Origin of the sequence: Paenochrobactrum gallinarii, assembly GCF_014205685.1 — a bacterium.
Classification (GTDB): domain Bacteria; phylum Pseudomonadota; class Alphaproteobacteria; order Rhizobiales; family Rhizobiaceae; genus Paenochrobactrum; species Paenochrobactrum gallinarii.
In genome coordinates this window covers 115,882-134,989 of record NZ_JACIIU010000006.1, presented here as the reverse complement: position 1 = coordinate 134,989, position 19,108 = coordinate 115,882, and the positions used below count along the sequence as shown (strand labels likewise).

The window sequence follows — 19,108 nt, the reverse complement described above, 5'->3', positions numbered from 1 at the left end:
TAAGCCCCGCCTTTTCAATCATTTCAGCTTAATGGCACAAGCTCAAGCAAAATTTCGTGGCTGCCATCTTCGGCAATCGTAATGCTTGGTGCAGAATTCGGCATTTTTTTGCCATTAACTGTCACTGTTCGCACCTTGGCACCACGCTTAACCACCACATGATAATGCGCTTTCCCAAACTGCAAATCAGCTTCAAAACCATCCCACTCCGGTGGCAGACACGGCTCGATGAAGAGCTGATCGCCACGGCGTTTGATGCCCAGAATACCTTCTGTCGCAACACGGAAGAACCAACCGGCAGACCCTGTATACCATGTCCAGCCGCCTTGACCGCGGCGTGGCTCGACCGAATAAATATCAGCCGCTATCACATAAGGCTCAACCCGATAAGTCTCAGGCTCTGCCCCGTGATTAACCGGATTGATCATCGAGAACAGCTCATACGCTTCGCGTGCTTTGCCCATTTGGGTAAGTGCCAGAATGGCCCATGTGGCGCCATGAGTATATTGACCACCATTTTCACGCACACCCGGCGGATAGCCTTTAATATAGCCCGGCTGCTGCTCAGTCTTGTTAAATGGCGGCGTAAAGAGACGCAGCAAGCCGCCCTTTTCATCCAAGAGATGTTCGTGCAGCGATTGCATAGCCTGTTCTGCATGCTCATCCGATGCCGAGCCTGACAAAACGCCCCATGATTGCGCAATGGCATCAATCGAGCATTCGTCACTGTCTTTTGAGCCAAGCAGAGTGCCATTGTCATAGAAGCCACGGCGATACCATGCACCATCCCAGCCATCACGCTCCAAAGCAGCGCTCAAGCTTTCCAAATGAGCTTCCCACGCTTTGACACGTTTTTGGTCATTGCGCTTTACGGCAATCGGCAACATTTGTTTAAGCGTATAGCTTAAGAACCAGCCAAGCCAGACGCTTTCACCACGCCCTTCAACGCCGACAAGGTTCATGCCGTCATTCCAGTCACCGCCTAAAATCAGCGGCAAACCATGCTGGCCGGTGCGCTTGATGGCCAGATCAAGTGCCAAAGCACAATGCTCATAAATGCAGACTGTATGCTCGGTAATTTCCGGCTGGAAGAAAGCATCATGCTGGCCTTCTTCCAGAGGTGCACCTTTTAAGAAAGGAATTTGCTCATCAAGCACTGCCACATCGCCGGTGGTTTCCACATAAAGTGAAGCCGCATAACCAAGCCAGACCACATCATCAGAAATCAATGTGCGCACACCAGCACCCGTTTCCGGCAACCACCAATGCTGCACATCGCCCTCTTCAAACTGGCGCGAGGCCACGTTGATGAGCTGCTTACGCGCCAGACTTGGATCAAGCAGCAACAGAGACAGACTATCCTGCAACTGATCGCGGAAGCCATAGGCACCACTTGCCTGATAGAAGGCAGCACGGGCCCAGATGCGGCAGGCAAGGCTTTGATAAGGCAGCCAGCCATTGACCATCACATCAAAAGACTGATCCGGTGTTTTGACCTGTACCGGTTTGAAAAATTCCTGCCATTGCTTGCGCGATGCCGCTAAGGCTTTGCCAAAATCAACAGTTCTGATTTCTTCAAGCAATGTGCTTGCTGATTTCTCATCTTTCTCATCACCAAGATAGAAGATGATTTCTTTCGTTTCACCGGCTTTCAATTCAAAGTCAAAGGCAAAGGCCGCGCACGGATCACGCCCTGCTTCGACAATATTGGAAAGCGCCTGCGCTTTGATCACCGCATCCGGCATTTCCACCGAGCCGGTCACGCCGATAAATTCGGAGCGGTCAGAGGTGACGGATTGTGGTTTTTCCGACATAGCAAAAAAGGCGACCTGCTCCGAACGGTCGGTGTGATAAGGATTGCGCGCCAGCAGAGCGTGCAGGTTTTCATGGTAGGACGGCACGATAAACGGCGCGTTTTTGGCGCGTTTATTGCCAAGCACCCATTCCGCATAAGCATAGTTGCGCAGACGACGCGTGGTTTTCCCCTTATTGGAAACCGTCAGACGAGACAGGCGCACCGGCCTTTGTCGATCGACAATATGGGTGAGTTCCAGATCAACATCGCCGTGGCGCGCCGAGAACGTGCTGAAGCCATGACCATGGCGGGCTTCATAGGTCACACTTTCATCACGTACCACGCCAGCCGTTGGCGCAAAGCTTTTGCCGCTATCCAGATCAACCAGATAAAGCGCTTCGCCGGTACGGTTTGTCACCGGATCATTCGCCCAAGGCGTCAGCTGATAATCGCGGCTGTTACCGGCCCAGGTAAAGCCTGCGCCTTCTGCGGATACATGGAAGCCGAAATCCGGATTGGCAATCACATTGATCCACGGATGCGGCGTGACGCTATAGCCGTTAAGGCGCACGACATAAGAGCCTTCACTATCGAAACCGCCAAAGCCGTTCCAGAAGGACAGATCTTTACCGTCCGGTGCCGGATAGGTTTGACGAGGTGCCGGGACTGGTAAGACAGGCGCTTTTTTGCTGCCATCTTTATCGGCGTCCGCCTCTTCTTTTTCACCATAACCGATGGCAGCCAATCCGGCAGTTTCGGTGAGTTTCTGCGGTTTAGCCTCTCGCAATGCTGCCAGATCGCCCGATAATTCATCACTGCGGCGTAATTGCTCTGCCAGCGAACCATTTTGTGCGTGCATGACAATGCGAGCAGATGCCAGCAATGTATTGTAGGTTTCTGCACTCATCTGATCACGGCGAACCGAGAAAATATGCGCGCGCATATCATGGCTGCGTGCGCGGAAACCTTCCAAAATCCAGTCAATCGCACGCTGGGTATCCTGAGCGTAGGAGAAGGAACGCTCATTGACCACCACCACATCAACAATCAAACCTTTGCCGAGCCAATATTCATGCGCTTTCAACAGACCGCGCAGCACGTCAAGATCGGCTTCATTGTCAATTCTGAGTGCAAAAATCGGATAGTCGCCGGAAATCGATGCCGGCCACAGGTCGGATTGTTTGCCAAGCCCTGCCGCAATGGTTTCCGGCGGCTGGCGCAGAGTGCGGTCAGGATAAGTCAGATAAGACGCAATCTTCTGGCACTCGACCGCTTCTGCCGGTTTCATGCCGATGTGATAGAGCTGCACCTGCGAACGCGTCCATGAGAGCGAATATTCACGCACAAAGCTTTCAGAGAAATTGTGATGTGCGACAGCTTCCTCCAGAGCGGCTCGTGTTTCGGCAGCCAATGTCCAGAAGACAAGGCTGACTTTTTTATGAGCAGGCACACGCACGCGGGTGCGCACCGATGCAATCGGATCAAGCACACACCCTTGCGAACCGGTCAAATGTGCACCTTCGTCAAAAGCCGCCGGATTGCGTAAATTACGACCGCGACCGATAAAGGCGCGACGGTCGGTTTCCGCTTCCACTTCACGCGCAACGCCCGACATGTCAGCGACAAAATGTGCGACATGCATATCCGGATCGGATGGCGCACGTTTACGGCGGGTTGCATAAATCGTGGTGCCGTTACCGGCAATTTCCGTCTCGACGAACATTTTCGCAAAAGCCGGATGCGCCGTATCATTATCTTCCGTGTTCAGCACCAGTTCCGCATAGGATGTCACATCCAGCACACGGTCGCGCGGGCTGGTATTGATGATGTCAATGCGGCGGCCTTCACCATCATTTTCAGAAGTGACGATCACCTCCACGACAGTTTTAATATCACCGGCGGTTTTATAAAACTCGGCTTTATCTTCAGTGAAAACCGTCTTGGCAAGTTCATGCGTCGAGCGGGTTGGCTCTCCGGTGGCAGACCACCAAGCGCCTGTTTCCACATCTTTCAGGAAGATGAAAGTGCCCTGCATATCTTCCGAGGCATCCGGCTGGAAGCGCGTCACCATCAGATCATTCCAGCGGCTATAGCCCGAACCATTGGCGGTCAGCATTAATGAATATTGACCGTTAGACATCAGATGGGTTGAACGCGGTGCCTGCAATGGTTTTTCAATAATCCGCATCGGCGCATCATCAAAACCACCGGAATCCACACGCATCGGATTTTCCGTCTTGGCATAGACCATCGGAATTTCGCGCGGGGCTTTTTCCTGCAACAGCAATTCAGCCGCTTCAATCACCGGATCGCTGTGAAAACGCTCACGCATACGGCCTTCAAAAATCACATTATTGACCGCGATAATCGCCATGCCGTGATGGTGGGCATAATAGTTTTGCACCACGGCGTATTCCTGACCTTCACGCACACGCGACGGCGTGAAGTCCACGGAATCATAAAAACCGTAGCGGCCAAGCGCACCGAGCTTATCCAGACGCTTGAGGTTTTGCACCGCAGCCGCAGGCTGATATTGCGAGGCCAACAGGCTTGCATAAGGCGCAATCACCGCATTACGCGAAAGCCCGCGCTGCAAGCCCAATGTCGGTACACCGAAATTTGAATATTGATAATTCATATGCGCATCGCGCGCATTGAAGGCAGCTTCAGAAATACCCCACGGAAGCCCGCGCGATGTGGCATAATCAATCTGGCGTTGAACAATCAGCTTATTGGTTTGATCAAGCATCGAACCGAGCGGCTCTGACATCACCAAAGGCGGCATCAGATATTCAAACATCGAGCCCGACCAGGAAAGCAGCGCCCCTTTCCAGCCCACCGGCACCAAAAGACGGCCTAAGCGGAACCAATGTTCCACAGGCACATCACCCTTGGCAATGGCAAAGAGGCTGGCAAGACGGGCTTCGGAAGCAAGCAAATCATAGCAACTTTCATCCAGCTCGTTTTCCTGCACGCGGAAACCGATTGACAGAAGACGACGTTCTTTACGCTCGAGGAAGCCAAACTGCATATCAAAAGCAAGCTGACGCGCGCGCGTTGCAAGATCGCTCAATGTCTGGCGCAAGCTCTCGGTATTATGCTCGCCAATCGCGTCATCGGTGTGTGCTTTACAGGTATTGATCAGCACCTGTGACCAATATTTAGCTTCAGCACTTTGCAGAGTTTCCACTTCCGCATCAAGCTCGGCCATCAGACGGTGAATATCATTGGCAAAAAGCGACAGATTAATGGTGCGGAAAGAAGCGGTTTCCGGCTCTTTCTTGATGGTTTGCACAGCACGACGGAAATTGGCAATCCGCTCTTCCAGACGGCGGCGCAACGGGCGCAAAATACGTCTGTCATCAGGAATTTTCGCAATTTCCTGTTCCAGCACATCATTGACATCCAGAAGACCGTTCAGGTCTGCCTGCAAGTAAACGGATGGTGCTTCCGCCCATTCTTCCACTGCGGAGGAAAGAGTGACCAAATGACCGGCAAGATTGCCGCTGTCCACCGCCGACACATAAAGCGGCTGCAATGGTTTCAGCGTATCGGTCTCATACCAGTTATAAAGATGGCCTTGATATTTCTCCATCTTTTCCAAAGTGGCGATGGTGGCAGACAGTCGCTTGATCGTCTCGTCAAAGCCGATCCAGCCGAAATCGCGCGCCGCCACAACGGAGAGCACATAAACACCAATATTGGTTGGCGAAGTCCGCTGTGCTACCAATGGTGCCGGATCTTCCTGAAAATTATCCGGTGGCAGATGGTTGTTGTCATCATTGGCAAATTCATCAAAGAAACGCCATGTGCGACGGGCAAAGCGACGTAGATCACCTTTGTCTGAGGAGCGTACTTCGAGCGTATCCTGCGGCTTGGCCGAACGGCTCACCAGCCATGCAATAAGCGGCGAAGCAAACCACACCAGCACAAAAGGCAGCGCGATCAGCACGGATTTTGCGCCAACAGATAAAGGCGCCAGCAGCGCTGCAACGGCAATCGCCATCGCAGGCCACATCAGCCATGTGTAATAAGACAGTGTATCAGGCGAAGATTTAGCCTGTGCCGCAGTGCGCCATTCCAAGAGATCACGCTTTGACACAAACAGGCGATAGAAGGTGCGGGCAATCGCATCGCTCATCAAAAATGCCGAATGGGCAATAAATGATGTGCGCAAAGCCACATCTGCCGTGCCAAGTCCGATATCGGTCAGAATTGATTGTGCATGGCCTTTTAAAGAATAGTCCATGCTAGCAGGAATGAGATTGGTGACGATGGCAAAGGTCGGCGCGATGAACATCGACAACAGCAGGAAGAACTGCCAGACGGCAGCAGCGCCCACCGGCAGCACAACCCAACCGACAACGGAAGCCAAAATCCACAAAATCGGATTGAGCGAGCGGCGTAAATTGTCGACCATTTTCCAGCGGGTAACAGCACTCACACCGCTTTTCATCGAGAAAAGATAAGGCAGTAACTGCCAGTCACCACGTGCCCAGCGGTGATGACGTGACACATCAACATTATAACCGGTCGGATAATCTTCCACCACTTCCACATCGCTGACAAGCGCTGCACGGGCATAGCCGCCTTCGAGAAGGTCGTGGCTGAGAATGGTGTTTTCTTTGATACGATCTTGCATCACCGCTTCGAAAGCGTCGATATCATAAAGACCTTTACCGGTAAAAGTACCCTCGCCCAGCAAGTCCTGATAGGTGTCGGAAACAGCAAATACATATGGATCAATACCGCGATTGACCGAAAATACGCGTTGCAGGAAAGAGGCATCATCTCCGGTCGTCAGCGATGGGGTCACACGCGGCTGCATGATGCCATAACCGCGCACCACACGGCGTGTTTCCGGATCAACCACCGGACAGTTGAGCGGATGGCTCATTTTACCGGCAAGAGTAGTTACTGCCTCCGGTGTCAGGCGCGTATCCGCATCCAATGTCATCACAAAGCGGATGCCGGTCGGTAATTTATCATCGGGCGGGAAAAAGCTGGTATCGCGATCGCCGCGCAAAAGCAGATTAAGCTCATGCAGCTTGCCGCGCTTGCGCTCCCAGCCCATCCAGCAACCTTGTTTTTCATTATACAAACGGCGACGATGCAAAATGAAGAAACGCGGCGCATTGGTTGCGCCATATTGCGCGTTCAAACGTGCAATTTCTTCCATTGCATAATCATAAATTTCCATATCTGCGGGTGTGACTTCGTCCTTGGAATCCAGCCAGTCACTCACCAGCGCGAAATAAACCTCACCGCGCGGATTGGTCAGATAATGCACTTCAAGATTGCGGATCTGCTCATCAACACTGTCGCGCGAATTGATCAGCGTCGGCACGGCAACCAATGTGCGTGCTTCTTCGGGAAGACCGTCCTTATATTCATAGCCGATCAGTCGCGTTGGCTGTAAAAACCACGGAACAAACGAGTTGACCAGCGAGTAACTGGCATCCATAGCCGGAAAAAGTGCGAGCAGCACAAACAAAAATTGCACTTCGCCCGAGAGCCCCAAACGGCTCATGGAATGTTCAGCAAACCATAAAAGTAAGCCTGTGAAAATTGCCGTCGGCAGGAACAGGCCCCAAAGACCGAGACTGCGATAAAAGCGCTCGAACTGAACTGTAAACGGCTTGTTATAGCCGCAAATTTCTTCCAGTTTTTTGCGCCCGTCACCAGCCAGATAATAGGCAATTGCACCAGTACCTTTGGCAGCACCATGACCGGCCGCTTCTGCCGTTTCGCCGTCTTCAGCCAGTTTTAAGGCCGCATGGGTAATTTCCACCTCACTCATTTTCGAGCGACGCGCCAGTTTTTCAATGGTTACACGATAGGCATTGCGGGAGCGGAAATCCAATCGCTCAAAATCAGAGTTGTCACGCAAAATTGCATCAACAACACTGACCATTTCAAACCATGTCGGCCAATCAATATCATCAATCGCCTTGAGGCTGCGGATGATATTGCCCATCGTCACACCGCCGGTGGACTGGCGGGCATGTTCTTCTACAATCGCTTCTTCGCCATCTTTATCAAAGCGCTTTAATTCGGCTTCCAGCCATGTTGTGGCGGGGCCGGTATCAGTTGACGCACTGCGCAAACGATAAAGCAAGTGCGTGGTAAAGGTGCTATCAGCAACAACCGGCTGGATACGCGCTAAAACAGCGTTTAGCTCATCACCGTTGCTGGCAATGATAATCTCATCCGCCGCACGGTTGGCAAGATTACGCATATTGCGCGCGCGCTCAACCCGCAAGGCAAGACGGCGCGCATTTTCAATCAGCACATAGCGGATGGCAGAAGGAAGCGCCCAAAGCTCCCCGATGCGCAGCGGCTCGACCGTCTGAAACCCCTCTACCAAAGCGGTCAGTGTTTTGAGCGAAAAATTACTATCATTATGACCGACATAAAGCCATGCCAGCGCAAATATGCGCGGCATGTCCGGCATGGACGGATAGACCGGTAATTGCCGCATAAAACGTAGAGGCAAATCGCGGCGTACCTGCTGAATGTTTTTATCAATCAGATAATGATTATCAAGCAGCCATTGTGCGGCTGGCGTGATAGTTTCACCCGCGCGCGATGCCGCATCGGATGAGCGATAGGCATGCAAAATGAATTTGGCATTTTCAGATAATCTTTTATCAAAAGCAAATTGCTCATAGCCGGGCAAAGCAACCGCTTCCCCCCGCGCCACTGAGGCTGCGATCTGCTGCAATTCTTCCGGTGTTTTATAATGATACCTCACCGGTGAGGGCTGTGTAGGTGGCAGGATCATCTGCCCGTTTGAAGAGAACATCGAAGACAGCGAAGAAGACAATTTGGGCATATGCCTTGGCAGCCTTTCAGGTAGAAAATCATCAGATGCATATTGAGAAAAGCTTGGGAGGATTTTTCAAAATCAATATGCGGTGGGTCTAAAAGTTGAAGAGTATTACACATCAAAAGCGGTACAGTTTCAGCCGCCAAACCGAAAATCAGAAGCATCCATAATCAATACCAGACTCAGATTTGAAACCCTCTTTAGTGTGAGATAACGAAGTAAAAGACGAATAGTTCCGTGTCTGCGAACAAGATTAGGCCAAATTGCGTCAGAGCTTATTGCTGTGACGTAATTCGGCCAATTCTCAATGCACATTTCGTTCCGGCTTTTAATCTTGCGTTATAAAAAGCCCTTAAAATACAAGTCAGTCCGGTAAAATAGCCAGTGGTCGTGGTTCAACCCAGAAACAACGCCCAATATCGCGGGCGAAATCGTAATTTCGCTCCCTTAGGTTCTGGCTCAGGTTCTGGCTCAAGTTCTGGCTGATCGGCAGGCACTTCAATTTCCACCTGCGCCTTGCCGTCATCAATCAACAGCTCCACACGGCGTCGGCTGCCCGAACGGCGACTGCTTAAAATCACACCTTCAATGCCCTCTTCATCAGCAGCAACCAGCGCCACATCATGCGGGCGAAAGTAAAGCAGCCCCCGGGTTTCAGGAAAACCTTTTACCTTCAATCCGCTTGCAGCATTTTGAATGATAATTTCGCCATCCCTCACCGTAACATGCAGATGACTGGATTCGCCTACAAAACCATAGGTAAAAGGTGAGTTGGGACGATCATAAACCTCATCTGGTGTGCCGACCTGTTCGATCTTGCCTTGGCTCATCACCACAACACGGTCGGCCAGCTCCAGTGCTTCATCCTGATCATGGGTAACAAAAATAGTTGTATGGCCGGTTTTCTCATGAATTTCACGCAGCCATTTGCGCAGTTCTTTACGCACCTGCGCATCCAGTGCGCCAAAGGGTTCATCCAGCAGCAGAAGTTTGGGTTCAATCGCCATCGCGCGCGCCAAAGCAACACGCTGACGCTGTCCGCCTGAGAGCTGCGACGGATAGCGATCCTCCAAACCTTTCAGCTGGACAAAATCCAATAATTGCAAGGCGCGGCGACGTATCTCAGCATTTGTTTCACGTGCATGGCGCGGGCGCACTTTAAGGCCAAAGCCGATATTATCAGCAACGGTCATATGCCGGAAAAGCGCATAATGCTGGAACACAAAACCAACATTTCGCTCCTGCACCGTTTTGGCCGAGGCATCTTCATCACCAAAGAAAATTGTACCTTCAGACGGCGTTTCAAGCCCCGCAATCAATCGCAGCAAAGTGGTTTTACCTGAGCCGGAAGGCCCCAACAAAGCGATCAGCTCGCCCGATTGAATATCCAGTGAGACATCATGCAAGGCCGGAAACTGGCCGAATTGCTTTTTCACATCAACAACGCGCACATCCATTAAATACGACCTCTCAATGCCTGCCGCCATTGCTTGCAAGTTCTGCGCTGTAGCGCATTTCCAATAAAGCTTTCAGTGCCAGTGTTAAAAGTGCCAGCAATGTCAGCAGTGATGCCACCGCAAAAGCGCCGACAAAATTATATTCATTATAGAGAATTTCCACATGTAGCGGCATGGTGTTGGTCAGGCCGCGAATATGGCCGGAAACAACAGAAACCGCTCCAAATTCGCCCATCGCACGCGCATTACACAAGAGCACACCGTAAAGCAGACCCCATTTGATATTGGGCAAAGTCACATACCAAAATGTCTGCCAGCCGGTGGCCCCCAAAGACAATGCTGCCTCTTCATCACTAGTTCCCTGCTCCTGCATCAGCGGGATCAGCTCACGCGCCACAAAAGGAAATGTGACAAACAAGGTTGCTAATACAATCCCCGGCACTGCGAACAGAATGTCGATATTATAAGATTTAAGCCACGGCCCCAGCACGCTTTGGCTGGAAAACAGCAATACAAACACCAGACCGGAAATGACCGGCGACACCGAAAACGGCAGATCGATCAAGGTGGTCAGGAAAGCCTTACCTTTAAACTCGAACTTGGCGATTGCCCATGCACCCGCCACCCCAAACACCAGATTGACCGGCACGGAAATTGCTGCCACCAGCAAAGTCAGGCGGATGGCTGCCAACGCATCCAGCTCGATAAATGTCTCGAAATATTGCGCCACACCTTTACGGAAAGCTTCGATAAAAACGGTCAGCACAGGCAAAATCAGCACCAAGCCTAAAAAGAGCATGGCAATGGCAATCAGGCTATAGCGTACCCAGCCCTGTTCGCTCACCGCATGGTCATCAGCAGGCGGAGTGTGCTGATCAGTTTTGATAGCCATATTTCCTCCTGCTCCAGCTTTGCAAAAGATTGATGATAAACAACATCAGAAATGACAGAAACAGCATGATAGTGCCGATGGCTGCCGCACCACGATAATCAAACTCCTCCAGTTTGATGACGATGAGCAAAGGCGCGATTTCCGACACATAAGGGGTGTTACCGGCAATAAAAATCACCGATCCGTATTCACCAACCCCACGCGCAAAAGCCAGTGCAAAACCGGTTAAAATAGCCGGTTGCAACCCCGGCAGCAGCACCCGCCAAATGGTTTGGAAACGGCTGGCACCAAGCGTTGCGGCCGCCTCTTCCACCTCGCGGCTGATCTCTTCCATAATCGGTTGAACGGTGCGCACAATAAAAGGCAAGCCGATGAAAATCAGCGCAATCACAATACCGGCTTTGGTAAAGGCTACCCGCGTATTGAACTGCATCAAGATACTGCCGATCCAGCCATTAGGCGCATAAACAGCAGTAAGCGCTATCCCTGCCACTGCCGTTGGCAACGCAAAAGGAAGATCAACGATGGCATCCACCAGGCGCCGCCCAGGAAAGCGATAGCGCACCAGCACCCACGCCACCAGCACACCAAAGACAACATTAATGAGTGCCGCAATAAAGGCCGTGCCAAAGCTTGTTTGCAGCGCATAAAGGGTGCGTTGATCCAGTGCTATTTTCCAAAACCCAGCCCATCCCAAACCGCTGGCATAAAACACCAGCACAGCCAGCGGAATGAGGATCAGCAGACTCAGATAAACAACACTCAAACCGAATGTAAGCCTGAAACCTGGCAATACACTCGGTTGGCGAAAGTTAAAACCGCTCAGTCGCGTGAGCCGTGATGTCATCAATCACACCTTTTGGTTTTGAGAGCAGTTTTGTTCACGAAACCAAACAAGATTATCTGCCCGACTTGTAGATCTGGTCAAATGTACCGCCATCACCAAAATGATAAGGTTGCGCCTTTTTCCAGCCGCCAAATATCGGATCATCAATGGTCAGTAATTTCACATCCGGCAATGGCTTTAACTGACCTTCAGGCACCAGTTCCGGTAAGGATGGCCGGTAATAATGCTTTGAAACTATCGTCTGGCCTTCGGGAGAATAAAGATATTGCAGATAGCCTTCCGCTAATTTACGTGTGCCTTTGGCATCGACATTCTTGTCAACCACGGCAACCGGCGGCTCGGCCAGAATGGAAACCTCCGGTACGACAATATCAAAGGCATTATCGCCAAATTCGGCCACCGACAAATAGGCTTCATTTTCCCATGCCAGCAGCACATCGCCTAATTGGCGCTGCACAAATGAGGTAGTTGAACCACGAGCACCGGTATCCAGCACCGGCACATGACGGAAAAGCTCCGAGAGATAGGCTTTTATTTTCTCTTCATCGCCATCAAATTGCTGATAAGCCCAGCCCCATGCGGCCAGATAATTCCAGCGTGCACCGCCCGAAGTTTTCGGGTTTGGCGTGATCACCTCAACGCCATCTTTGGTGAGGTCTGCCCAGCCTTTAATGTTTTTAGGATTGCCTTTGCGGGTTAAAAACACGATTGTTGATGTATAGGGAGCCGAATTTTTCGGCAGTTTTGTGCGCCAATCTTCCGCTATTTTCCCGGTGCGCTCGACAATCGCATCAATATCGCTTTGCAAAGCCAGCGTCACCACATCCGCATCAATACCATCAATCACAGAGCGCGCCTGCGCACCTGAGCCACCATGCGATGTACGCAGTGTTATTGTTTCGCCGGTTTCAGCCTTCCAATGTTTAGCAAAAGCGGCGTTATATTCTTTATAAAGCTCGCGCGTCGGATCATAAGAAACATTCAGCAAAACCTGCTGCGCCGACGCTATCCCCGTTGCTGCTCCGATCACAGCACTGACCAGAAAAGCAGATACCAGAAAATCTCTGGCCAACGCTCTCACAAAAACCTTGTTCATGCATGCCTCCATCTGGTTAACAATGCTCAGCCTAGCAAAATATGAGGCAAAGAAAACTTATGAACACCGCCTAAAACATCATGATCGCAGAAAATAAAACCTCCACTGACGCCATACGGAAAATAGATTTTTAGCATGCCTCCTCAACCCCAACAATGTAGCAGGCAGTGGCTGTCACAGCTATACTAAAAAATGTGACGTCGATTTAAGCCGCTTAAAAAACGCTTTTACGGCGCGTGACCGAGAATCCGCACGCATAGCGTACTTCATAATAAGGATCGACGATCAGCGTCACATCACGGCTCTCGCAACGCCGGTTGCCCGCGTTCAAATAAGCCTCGGCCGCATCGCGCACGACAACCGGTGAAACCGGATCAAGTCCGCTGCCCAAAGCCAGCCCTTTGACAAAACCGCGCGAGGCGGAAGGATCAATCGAAGGACCGATCAGAATTTTCTTCTGCTCGCGGTTTTCAACAATACGATAGCTGCGGCCATCGTCAGTTTTAAAATCAACTGCAGGCAATCCGGCATAGTTTTTTTGGGTGTAATCGACACCAGCGCAGCCATATAGGGCGATCAGAACAATGCTTAAACATGTAAATTTTGACATTTTTCTCTGTATTTCAAAACATTATCAGCCGGGATGATCAGGAGCGATTGCAATCATCGCGCAGCCAATGAAGACCACCGCGACCGATCAGATCACTTTTTCATGTGACCTTTTAAAATAAGTTCGCGGCATAAAAAAGTCAGGCGCGCATTCATGACGCTCAATTATTATTTATGCTTGCATCTTTCCTAATTCATGCCATCAATCTATCTTAAACGAGCCGAATATAAACGGAGTTTAGATGATGAAATCATTAGCCTTAATGACAGTAAGTGCCAGTCTTCTCATGCAGGCGGGTGCTGCACTGGCTCAGCCAGCCGGTGGCGACACCATTCAAAAGATTGACTATTATTGTGAGCGGAACATCGTCATTCCCGTCACCTATATCAACACTGCGGCAGGTACATCCTTTGCAGTGATCAATGTAGACGGCAAACAGGTTTCCATGACCCAGGCAACAAGCGGCAGCGGCGCACGTTACATTGCAATCGACGAGCAGGACAGCTATCGCTGGCATGAAAAGGCCGGTGAAGCCGTACTTTCCTATCTTGAAGCTGATGACAGTGCGAAGGAGCAAACATTGCTCACGCAATGCCGTGCTGATGATTTAAGCGAAGACGAAAATTAATCGTCACGCATCTCAATGAAAAAGCCGCCTGAAACTGACCTTTCAGGCGGCTTCTTTTTAAGGCTTAAGGCACCAGATAATGAGCGTCCCACTGGTCATGGGGAACAATGCCACCCAATTTATACTTGAATGACAAAATGGTCATCCGATCTGTGTCAGTCTTGCAGCTGTAAGACAGGCGATACCATTGATTGCGGCTGCGTAATGCAGCACCTTTGGCAATAATCGATTGCGGCTTAATGGTCGGTTCTGAAAAAGCATAGGCCAGCACTTTATCAGGACTAAAGCCTGACTCGGAGCGGTTTATCACTTCCATCGCCTCAACATCACAGCGTTGTTCAAGACGCGTTGCCGGATCAAGTTTTTTCAGCTGGGCAATTTCCAGTGCCGTCATGGCATTCGCCGGCATTGCACAAAATACAACGCCCGCAATAATAAATTTAAGCAGTTTCATCAGGCTCTTTTCAGTCAAAATCCGTAAAATAAAATAGTCATCCGGCCTGTCAAAAGAACGGAAAAGGAGCGAATATTCATTAGAATCAATTTCAGCCAAGGGTGCAAGGCGCTTAAAAATGAAACAGACACTTACGAACAGGAAAGCGCTTTATATAATCAATTTCACCCTGAATAGTTTAAAGGTACTTTAGTTTCTTCGGCATGAGTGCGGTTGCGCCCCCCGTGCTTTGCCTTAAATAATTGCTTGTCGGCGCGATCAATCACCGCCCAGATATCTTCCTGATGCCGCAGTTTCGTAATTCCGAAACTACAGGTCAGAATATGCATATCATCAAGCCCGTCAAAGAATGTCTCTTCAATTTCATTGCGCAGTCTTTCGATCAAAATATAAGCTTGCCCAACGCTTTTTTGATGCAAAATCAACACAAATTCTTCACCGCCCAGACGCACTGCCCAATCACGCTCGCCGATAGATCCCGCCAGAATGCCAGCAAATTGCTTAAGCACCCTATCACCCACAGTATGACCATAACGATCATTGATGCTTTTAAAATAATCAATGTCGCACATGATGATGCTATCGGTACGACTGCGCTTTTCTTCCGAGATGGCAGCCAAACGATTCATTAAGCCACGCCGGTTCAACAAGCCGGTCAGCACATCCGTATCGCGATCACGTTTCAGGAGAGCGATCACTTCAATGCCAACCGCCAAGATAATCATCAATCCCAATATCAATCCCAGAATTACCGACCAAAATGAAGTCACATCCCAGTATGTACTGTTGAGATAAGCAGCACCATGCATATCCTTATTAAGGGTATCATCCGTCATCAATACTTTTGGAAAAAAATGTATCCCAACCAGAAACAAACAGCCAAGTAAAATACGATCAGCACTTGTTTCCCATACCAGTTTTCGTAACCGGAAAACGGCAATCAAAAAGAAAGCAGCCACACCAAAATTAACCAAGTAAATTCTCGCAAATAAATTATTGTCAAAATAATAAAAATAAACAATTCCGCTGGTAATCAGAATTATTATTAAAGAATATATAAAAATATTGATGGTTTTTCCTGAGCGATAAAGCACGCCCCCGGTCATAAGCTGGCTGCCCAGAATATAACAAAAGCCGCTCACGACAGTGCTTCCGCCCCGAAAAGGAATTATTTCAACGGTCTGAACAATCGCTCCAAAGGCGACAAGAAGGAAACCTGCCGCACAGATCAGCAAATATTTCCGTTCACGCGAATAAAACCAAACACTGCACAAAAAGAATGAAACGAGCAACAGAATGGCTGGCAATGCAAATTTCATAACGCAGTTCGCCCTCCCCACCTGTGGCTCTGCCTGTATGCAGCTTAAAACCGATTGTAATATTACTGACAGAGATGAAATAAACCGGAGCGACATAAGTCGGCGTTTAAATATTCCCTGTGCCTCCTTATCTTCCCCCGAAGATTATAGAAAGCACAGGAACTTTAACGCAACACAACCGGCTTGCAACCAGTTTATTTCTCAGCTTAGAAGATAATCAGCATCTAAAGATAAAGTCGCAAGATTATGCAAAAGCACTGGCGCTTACGCCGCCTGCTTTTCTCTTTCGCCAGCCGGAAAGGCGGTGCAAATTTGCTGCGTTATCATTTCAGCTGTCACCGCCGACAATGTCCAGCCCAGATGTCCGTGACCGGTATTATAGAAAACGCGTGGTTTGCTGCCAGCCCCGACCCGTGGCATCATATCCGGCATCATCGGGCGCAATCCCGCCCAAGGCACCACATTAGATGTACTCATACCCGGGAAGAAACCACGGCTCCATTCCACCAGCGGCCGGATACGGTCATGGCGGATATCGCGATTATCGCCATTATATTCCGCTGTTCCGGCAACACGCAAACGATTGAGCCCTAAACGGCTGGTGACAATTTTAGCATCATCATCAAGCAGGCTCACCCAAGGGGCAGCCTTTTGGCACATTTCGCTGTCGAGATTGATAGTGATGGAATAGCCTTTGACCGGATAAATATTGACCCTGTCGCCCAGCATAGATGCAAAGCGTCTGCTGCCAATGCCGGCACAAATCACCACCGCATCAAATTGCGCTTTCTCACCATCCGATTTCTCAGGGCAGGAATTACTGCGCCAGCTGATTTTAATACCATTGCCGGTGTGCGACAGGTTCTCAACATCCGCATCACCAATGAAATTCAAACCTTTGCGCATCGCAGCATCGGCCAAGCCGCGGGTAAACTTGTGAATATCGCCGGTCGCATCAGATGGCGTGAAGAAACCGCCATAAAGTGATCCCGTCAAAGCCGGCTCAATTTGCTTAGCCTCTTCCGGTGAAACAGCTCTGCGATCAAGTCCGGCTCTGGTCAGCAACGCGTTGACCTTTTCCGCATGGCGATAACCGGCTTCGTTGCGATAAACATGCAGAATACCACGCTTTTCCAGATCGAAGTTGATGCCCTCTTCTTCTGCAATCCGGTAAAGATGCTCACGCGCCTCAATAGCAAGCTTGGCAGTTGCAACCGTATTGTTCTGATATTTCGGGATGTTGAGCATAAATTCCGTCAGCCACGAATATTTATGCCAAGATGGTTTCGGGTTCATCAGCAATGGAGCGTCTTTGCGCAAAATCCATTTCATGCCTTTAAGAACTGTGCCCCAATTATTCCAAACCTCCGCATTAGATGCAGAAAGCTGGCCGCCATTGGCAAAGGATGTTTCCATCGCGGCATAACGGTTGCGGTCAAAGACCGTTACCTCATGCCCCTGTTTCAACAAAGCATAAGCGGTCGTAATGCCGGTAATACCGGCGCCAATAATTGCAATATGTGACATGTAAATCCCACAAACAAAGGTTCCACCCAATCCTCCGCCACAAAAGGCAGAGAACATGAAACCCCATCTGTCATGGAACCTGAGAGCTTGACCTTTCCACGTGGCCGAATGTTGAATCACCCGTGCTCAACGTTTCTGCCCTTAGAGTAAAAGGGCGAAAAGACTTTCTCCTTCGGTGGGCTTTTAGCGCATTTCCCTCATTGCCTATTTGCCACTCTCCAGATGTTCTCAAACCGTCTGGTCCTTTTGCCTGAGAGTTTCCGGGGTGGTTGCTCCGTCGGCGTCGGTTTTCCCGATCTCTTCCAGATGGTCATAATCGAACAGGCCATGTATAACGTAATCAACCAGTGATAACAAGCGTAGAGAAGATGCGCCAAAAGCACATTGTAATCCGATGATTTTACAGTAAAAGATCGCACCTACACATTAACAGTCAACGCAACGGAGCCACATGATGAAACCAGTTTTTTTACAGCTGCAATGTACGCCGGGGAAAACCTATCAGGTTGCAGAAGAACTGTTTCGCCGCGAGATTGCCTCCGAGCTTTACTCCACCAGCGGCGAGTTTGATTTGCTGATCAAGATCTACATCAAAGAAGAAGATGACATCGGCAAGTTTATCAATGACAATGTTCTCAACATTCCAGACATTGTCAGATCACTGACAACGCTTACATTTACCGCTTTTTAAACAACTTGCCGATATTAATATTATAGTGTAGCTTCAACACTATCAATATTACTTGGACTTACATTGCCTTTAACTGCACGAGTTTACAGTCGATAAGTGCAGTCAAAGGCTTACAATACAGGATATGACAGATAAGGATTAACCGGTTTTCAATCAGGCAGGCTAGAAATGCCCAATACGCTTCAGAACTTAAATATACTTATTGTTGAAGATGAAGTGATAACTGCAATGGATGTTGCAGCAACGGTTGAATATGCGGGCGGCACAGTCCTTGGCCCTTGCAATTCAGTGCAGGATGCACTGGATCTGATTGAACACAACACAATCCACGCCGCTATTCTGGACGTAAATTTAAGAGACGGCGATGTTTGGCCTCTTTTAGAGCGGCTTCGGGCGCACGGCATTTTTGTCATAGTCTACAGCAGTGCCGGCCTGCCAAAAGAAATGACCAAACGGCATCCAGGCCTTTCCTTCTTCCACAAACCAATGCCACATGCAGTTTTGGCGCGCGCCTTGATTAATGCATTCTGATTTCATCAACCGCCATATCCGGTACCATGCCTGGCAAATAACCCGCCATTTAACGCAGACGTGATCATGACAGCCCTTTTAAGGGCAGCGGACGCTATCCACACCGCGATCAATCCTCTTTAAATTTTAAATTTAATATGCTAACAATATATTGTCGCCGGATATTTTTGGCGCGACATCTTTCTCTTCCGACGACTGAATAAACCGCATCCTTCCTATGCAATGGTTGATCTTTGGTCACACCACCGGATCAGAAAGTTACATGCACAGCATGACCACTTCTGGAATGACTTAAATTTTAAACTTGAAATCGTGTTAAGTCACACCGGAGCCTTTCAACGGTTTTCCGTCAAAAGGACAAACGAAGCACCCCACCTGAACTTGCTTTGTTTAGTCATGCTTGTGAATCATAACGAACCTCTCGCTGGGGCA

Annotated in this window: 12 protein-coding genes and 1 riboswitch; of the genes, 3 read left to right on the top strand and 9 right to left on the bottom strand. The window is 49.7% G+C overall.

What is annotated here, in order from left to right; translation table 11 throughout:
- Positions 1-23 precede the first annotated feature (23 nt).
- The 6 genes from FHS77_RS08605 to FHS77_RS08580 form a co-directional block, all read right to left on the bottom strand.
- Positions 24-8,630, bottom strand: coding sequence for a glycoside hydrolase family 94 protein (locus FHS77_RS08605; RefSeq protein WP_184222363.1), 8,607 nt, complete (start codon positions 8,628-8,630; stop codon positions 24-26).
- 389 nt (positions 8,631-9,019) lie between these two features.
- Positions 9,020-10,081, bottom strand: a complete 1,062-nt coding sequence (locus FHS77_RS08600; RefSeq protein ID WP_184222407.1) for a sulfate/molybdate ABC transporter ATP-binding protein — start codon at positions 10,079-10,081, stop codon at positions 9,020-9,022.
- Positions 10,082-10,094: 13 nt separating this feature from the next.
- Positions 10,095-10,973 carry a sulfate ABC transporter permease subunit CysW gene (gene cysW / locus FHS77_RS08595; RefSeq protein ID WP_184222361.1) on the bottom strand — a complete coding sequence of 293 codons (879 nt, stop codon included), beginning with the start codon at positions 10,971-10,973 and terminating at the stop codon, positions 10,095-10,097.
- Positions 10,957-11,820 carry a sulfate ABC transporter permease subunit CysT gene (gene cysT / locus FHS77_RS08590; RefSeq protein WP_184222359.1) on the bottom strand — a complete coding sequence of 288 codons (864 nt, stop codon included), beginning with the start codon at positions 11,818-11,820 and terminating at the stop codon, positions 10,957-10,959. Before cysT ends, cysW begins: the two co-directional genes overlap by 17 nt.
- Before the next feature lie 52 nt (positions 11,821-11,872).
- Positions 11,873-12,916 carry a sulfate ABC transporter substrate-binding protein gene (locus FHS77_RS08585; protein ID WP_184222357.1) on the bottom strand — a complete coding sequence of 348 codons (1,044 nt, stop codon included), beginning with the start codon at positions 12,914-12,916 and terminating at the stop codon, positions 11,873-11,875.
- Positions 12,917-13,130: 214 nt separating this feature from the next.
- On the bottom strand, positions 13,131-13,526 hold the full coding sequence (locus FHS77_RS08580; RefSeq protein ID WP_184222355.1) for a hypothetical protein: 396 nt from the start codon (positions 13,524-13,526) through the stop codon (positions 13,131-13,133).
- Between the two features lie 241 nt (positions 13,527-13,767).
- On the opposite strand from FHS77_RS08580, the gene FHS77_RS08575 reads away from it, so the two are divergent.
- The gene (locus FHS77_RS08575) at positions 13,768-14,154 is read left to right on the top strand and encodes an MliC family protein (protein WP_184222353.1); all 387 of its coding nucleotides are present in this window, start codon (positions 13,768-13,770) and stop codon (positions 14,152-14,154) included.
- Between the two features lie 64 nt (positions 14,155-14,218).
- Here the strand turns inward: FHS77_RS08575 and FHS77_RS08570 are convergent, their stop codons facing one another.
- From FHS77_RS08570 to FHS77_RS08560, 3 genes are all read right to left on the bottom strand, one after another.
- The gene (locus FHS77_RS08570; RefSeq protein ID WP_184222351.1) at positions 14,219-14,608 is read right to left on the bottom strand and encodes a DUF930 domain-containing protein; all 390 of its coding nucleotides are present in this window, start codon (positions 14,606-14,608) and stop codon (positions 14,219-14,221) included.
- Between the two features lie 164 nt (positions 14,609-14,772).
- Entirely contained in the window at positions 14,773-15,927 is a 1,155-nt protein-coding gene (locus FHS77_RS08565) for a GGDEF domain-containing protein (protein ID WP_184222349.1), read from the bottom strand.
- 264 nt (positions 15,928-16,191) lie between these two features.
- Positions 16,192-17,454: a D-amino acid dehydrogenase gene (locus FHS77_RS08560; protein WP_184222346.1), complete on the bottom strand. Its 1,263-nt coding sequence runs from the start codon at positions 17,452-17,454 to the stop codon at positions 16,192-16,194.
- A 228-nt stretch (positions 17,455-17,682) separates the two neighbouring features.
- Positions 17,683-17,769, bottom strand: a riboswitch (glycine riboswitch).
- A gap of 139 nt (positions 17,770-17,908) precedes the next feature.
- On the opposite strand from FHS77_RS08560, the gene FHS77_RS08555 reads away from it, so the two are divergent.
- Together FHS77_RS08555 and FHS77_RS08550 are read left to right on the top strand one after the other, a co-directional pair.
- Positions 17,909-18,145, top strand: a complete 237-nt coding sequence (locus FHS77_RS08555; protein ID WP_184222405.1) for an Lrp/AsnC ligand binding domain-containing protein — start codon at positions 17,909-17,911, stop codon at positions 18,143-18,145.
- A 168-nt stretch (positions 18,146-18,313) separates the two neighbouring features.
- Positions 18,314-18,676: a response regulator gene (locus tag FHS77_RS08550; protein WP_184222344.1), complete on the top strand. Its 363-nt coding sequence runs from the start codon at positions 18,314-18,316 to the stop codon at positions 18,674-18,676.
- The last annotated feature ends 432 nt before the right edge of the window (positions 18,677-19,108 follow it).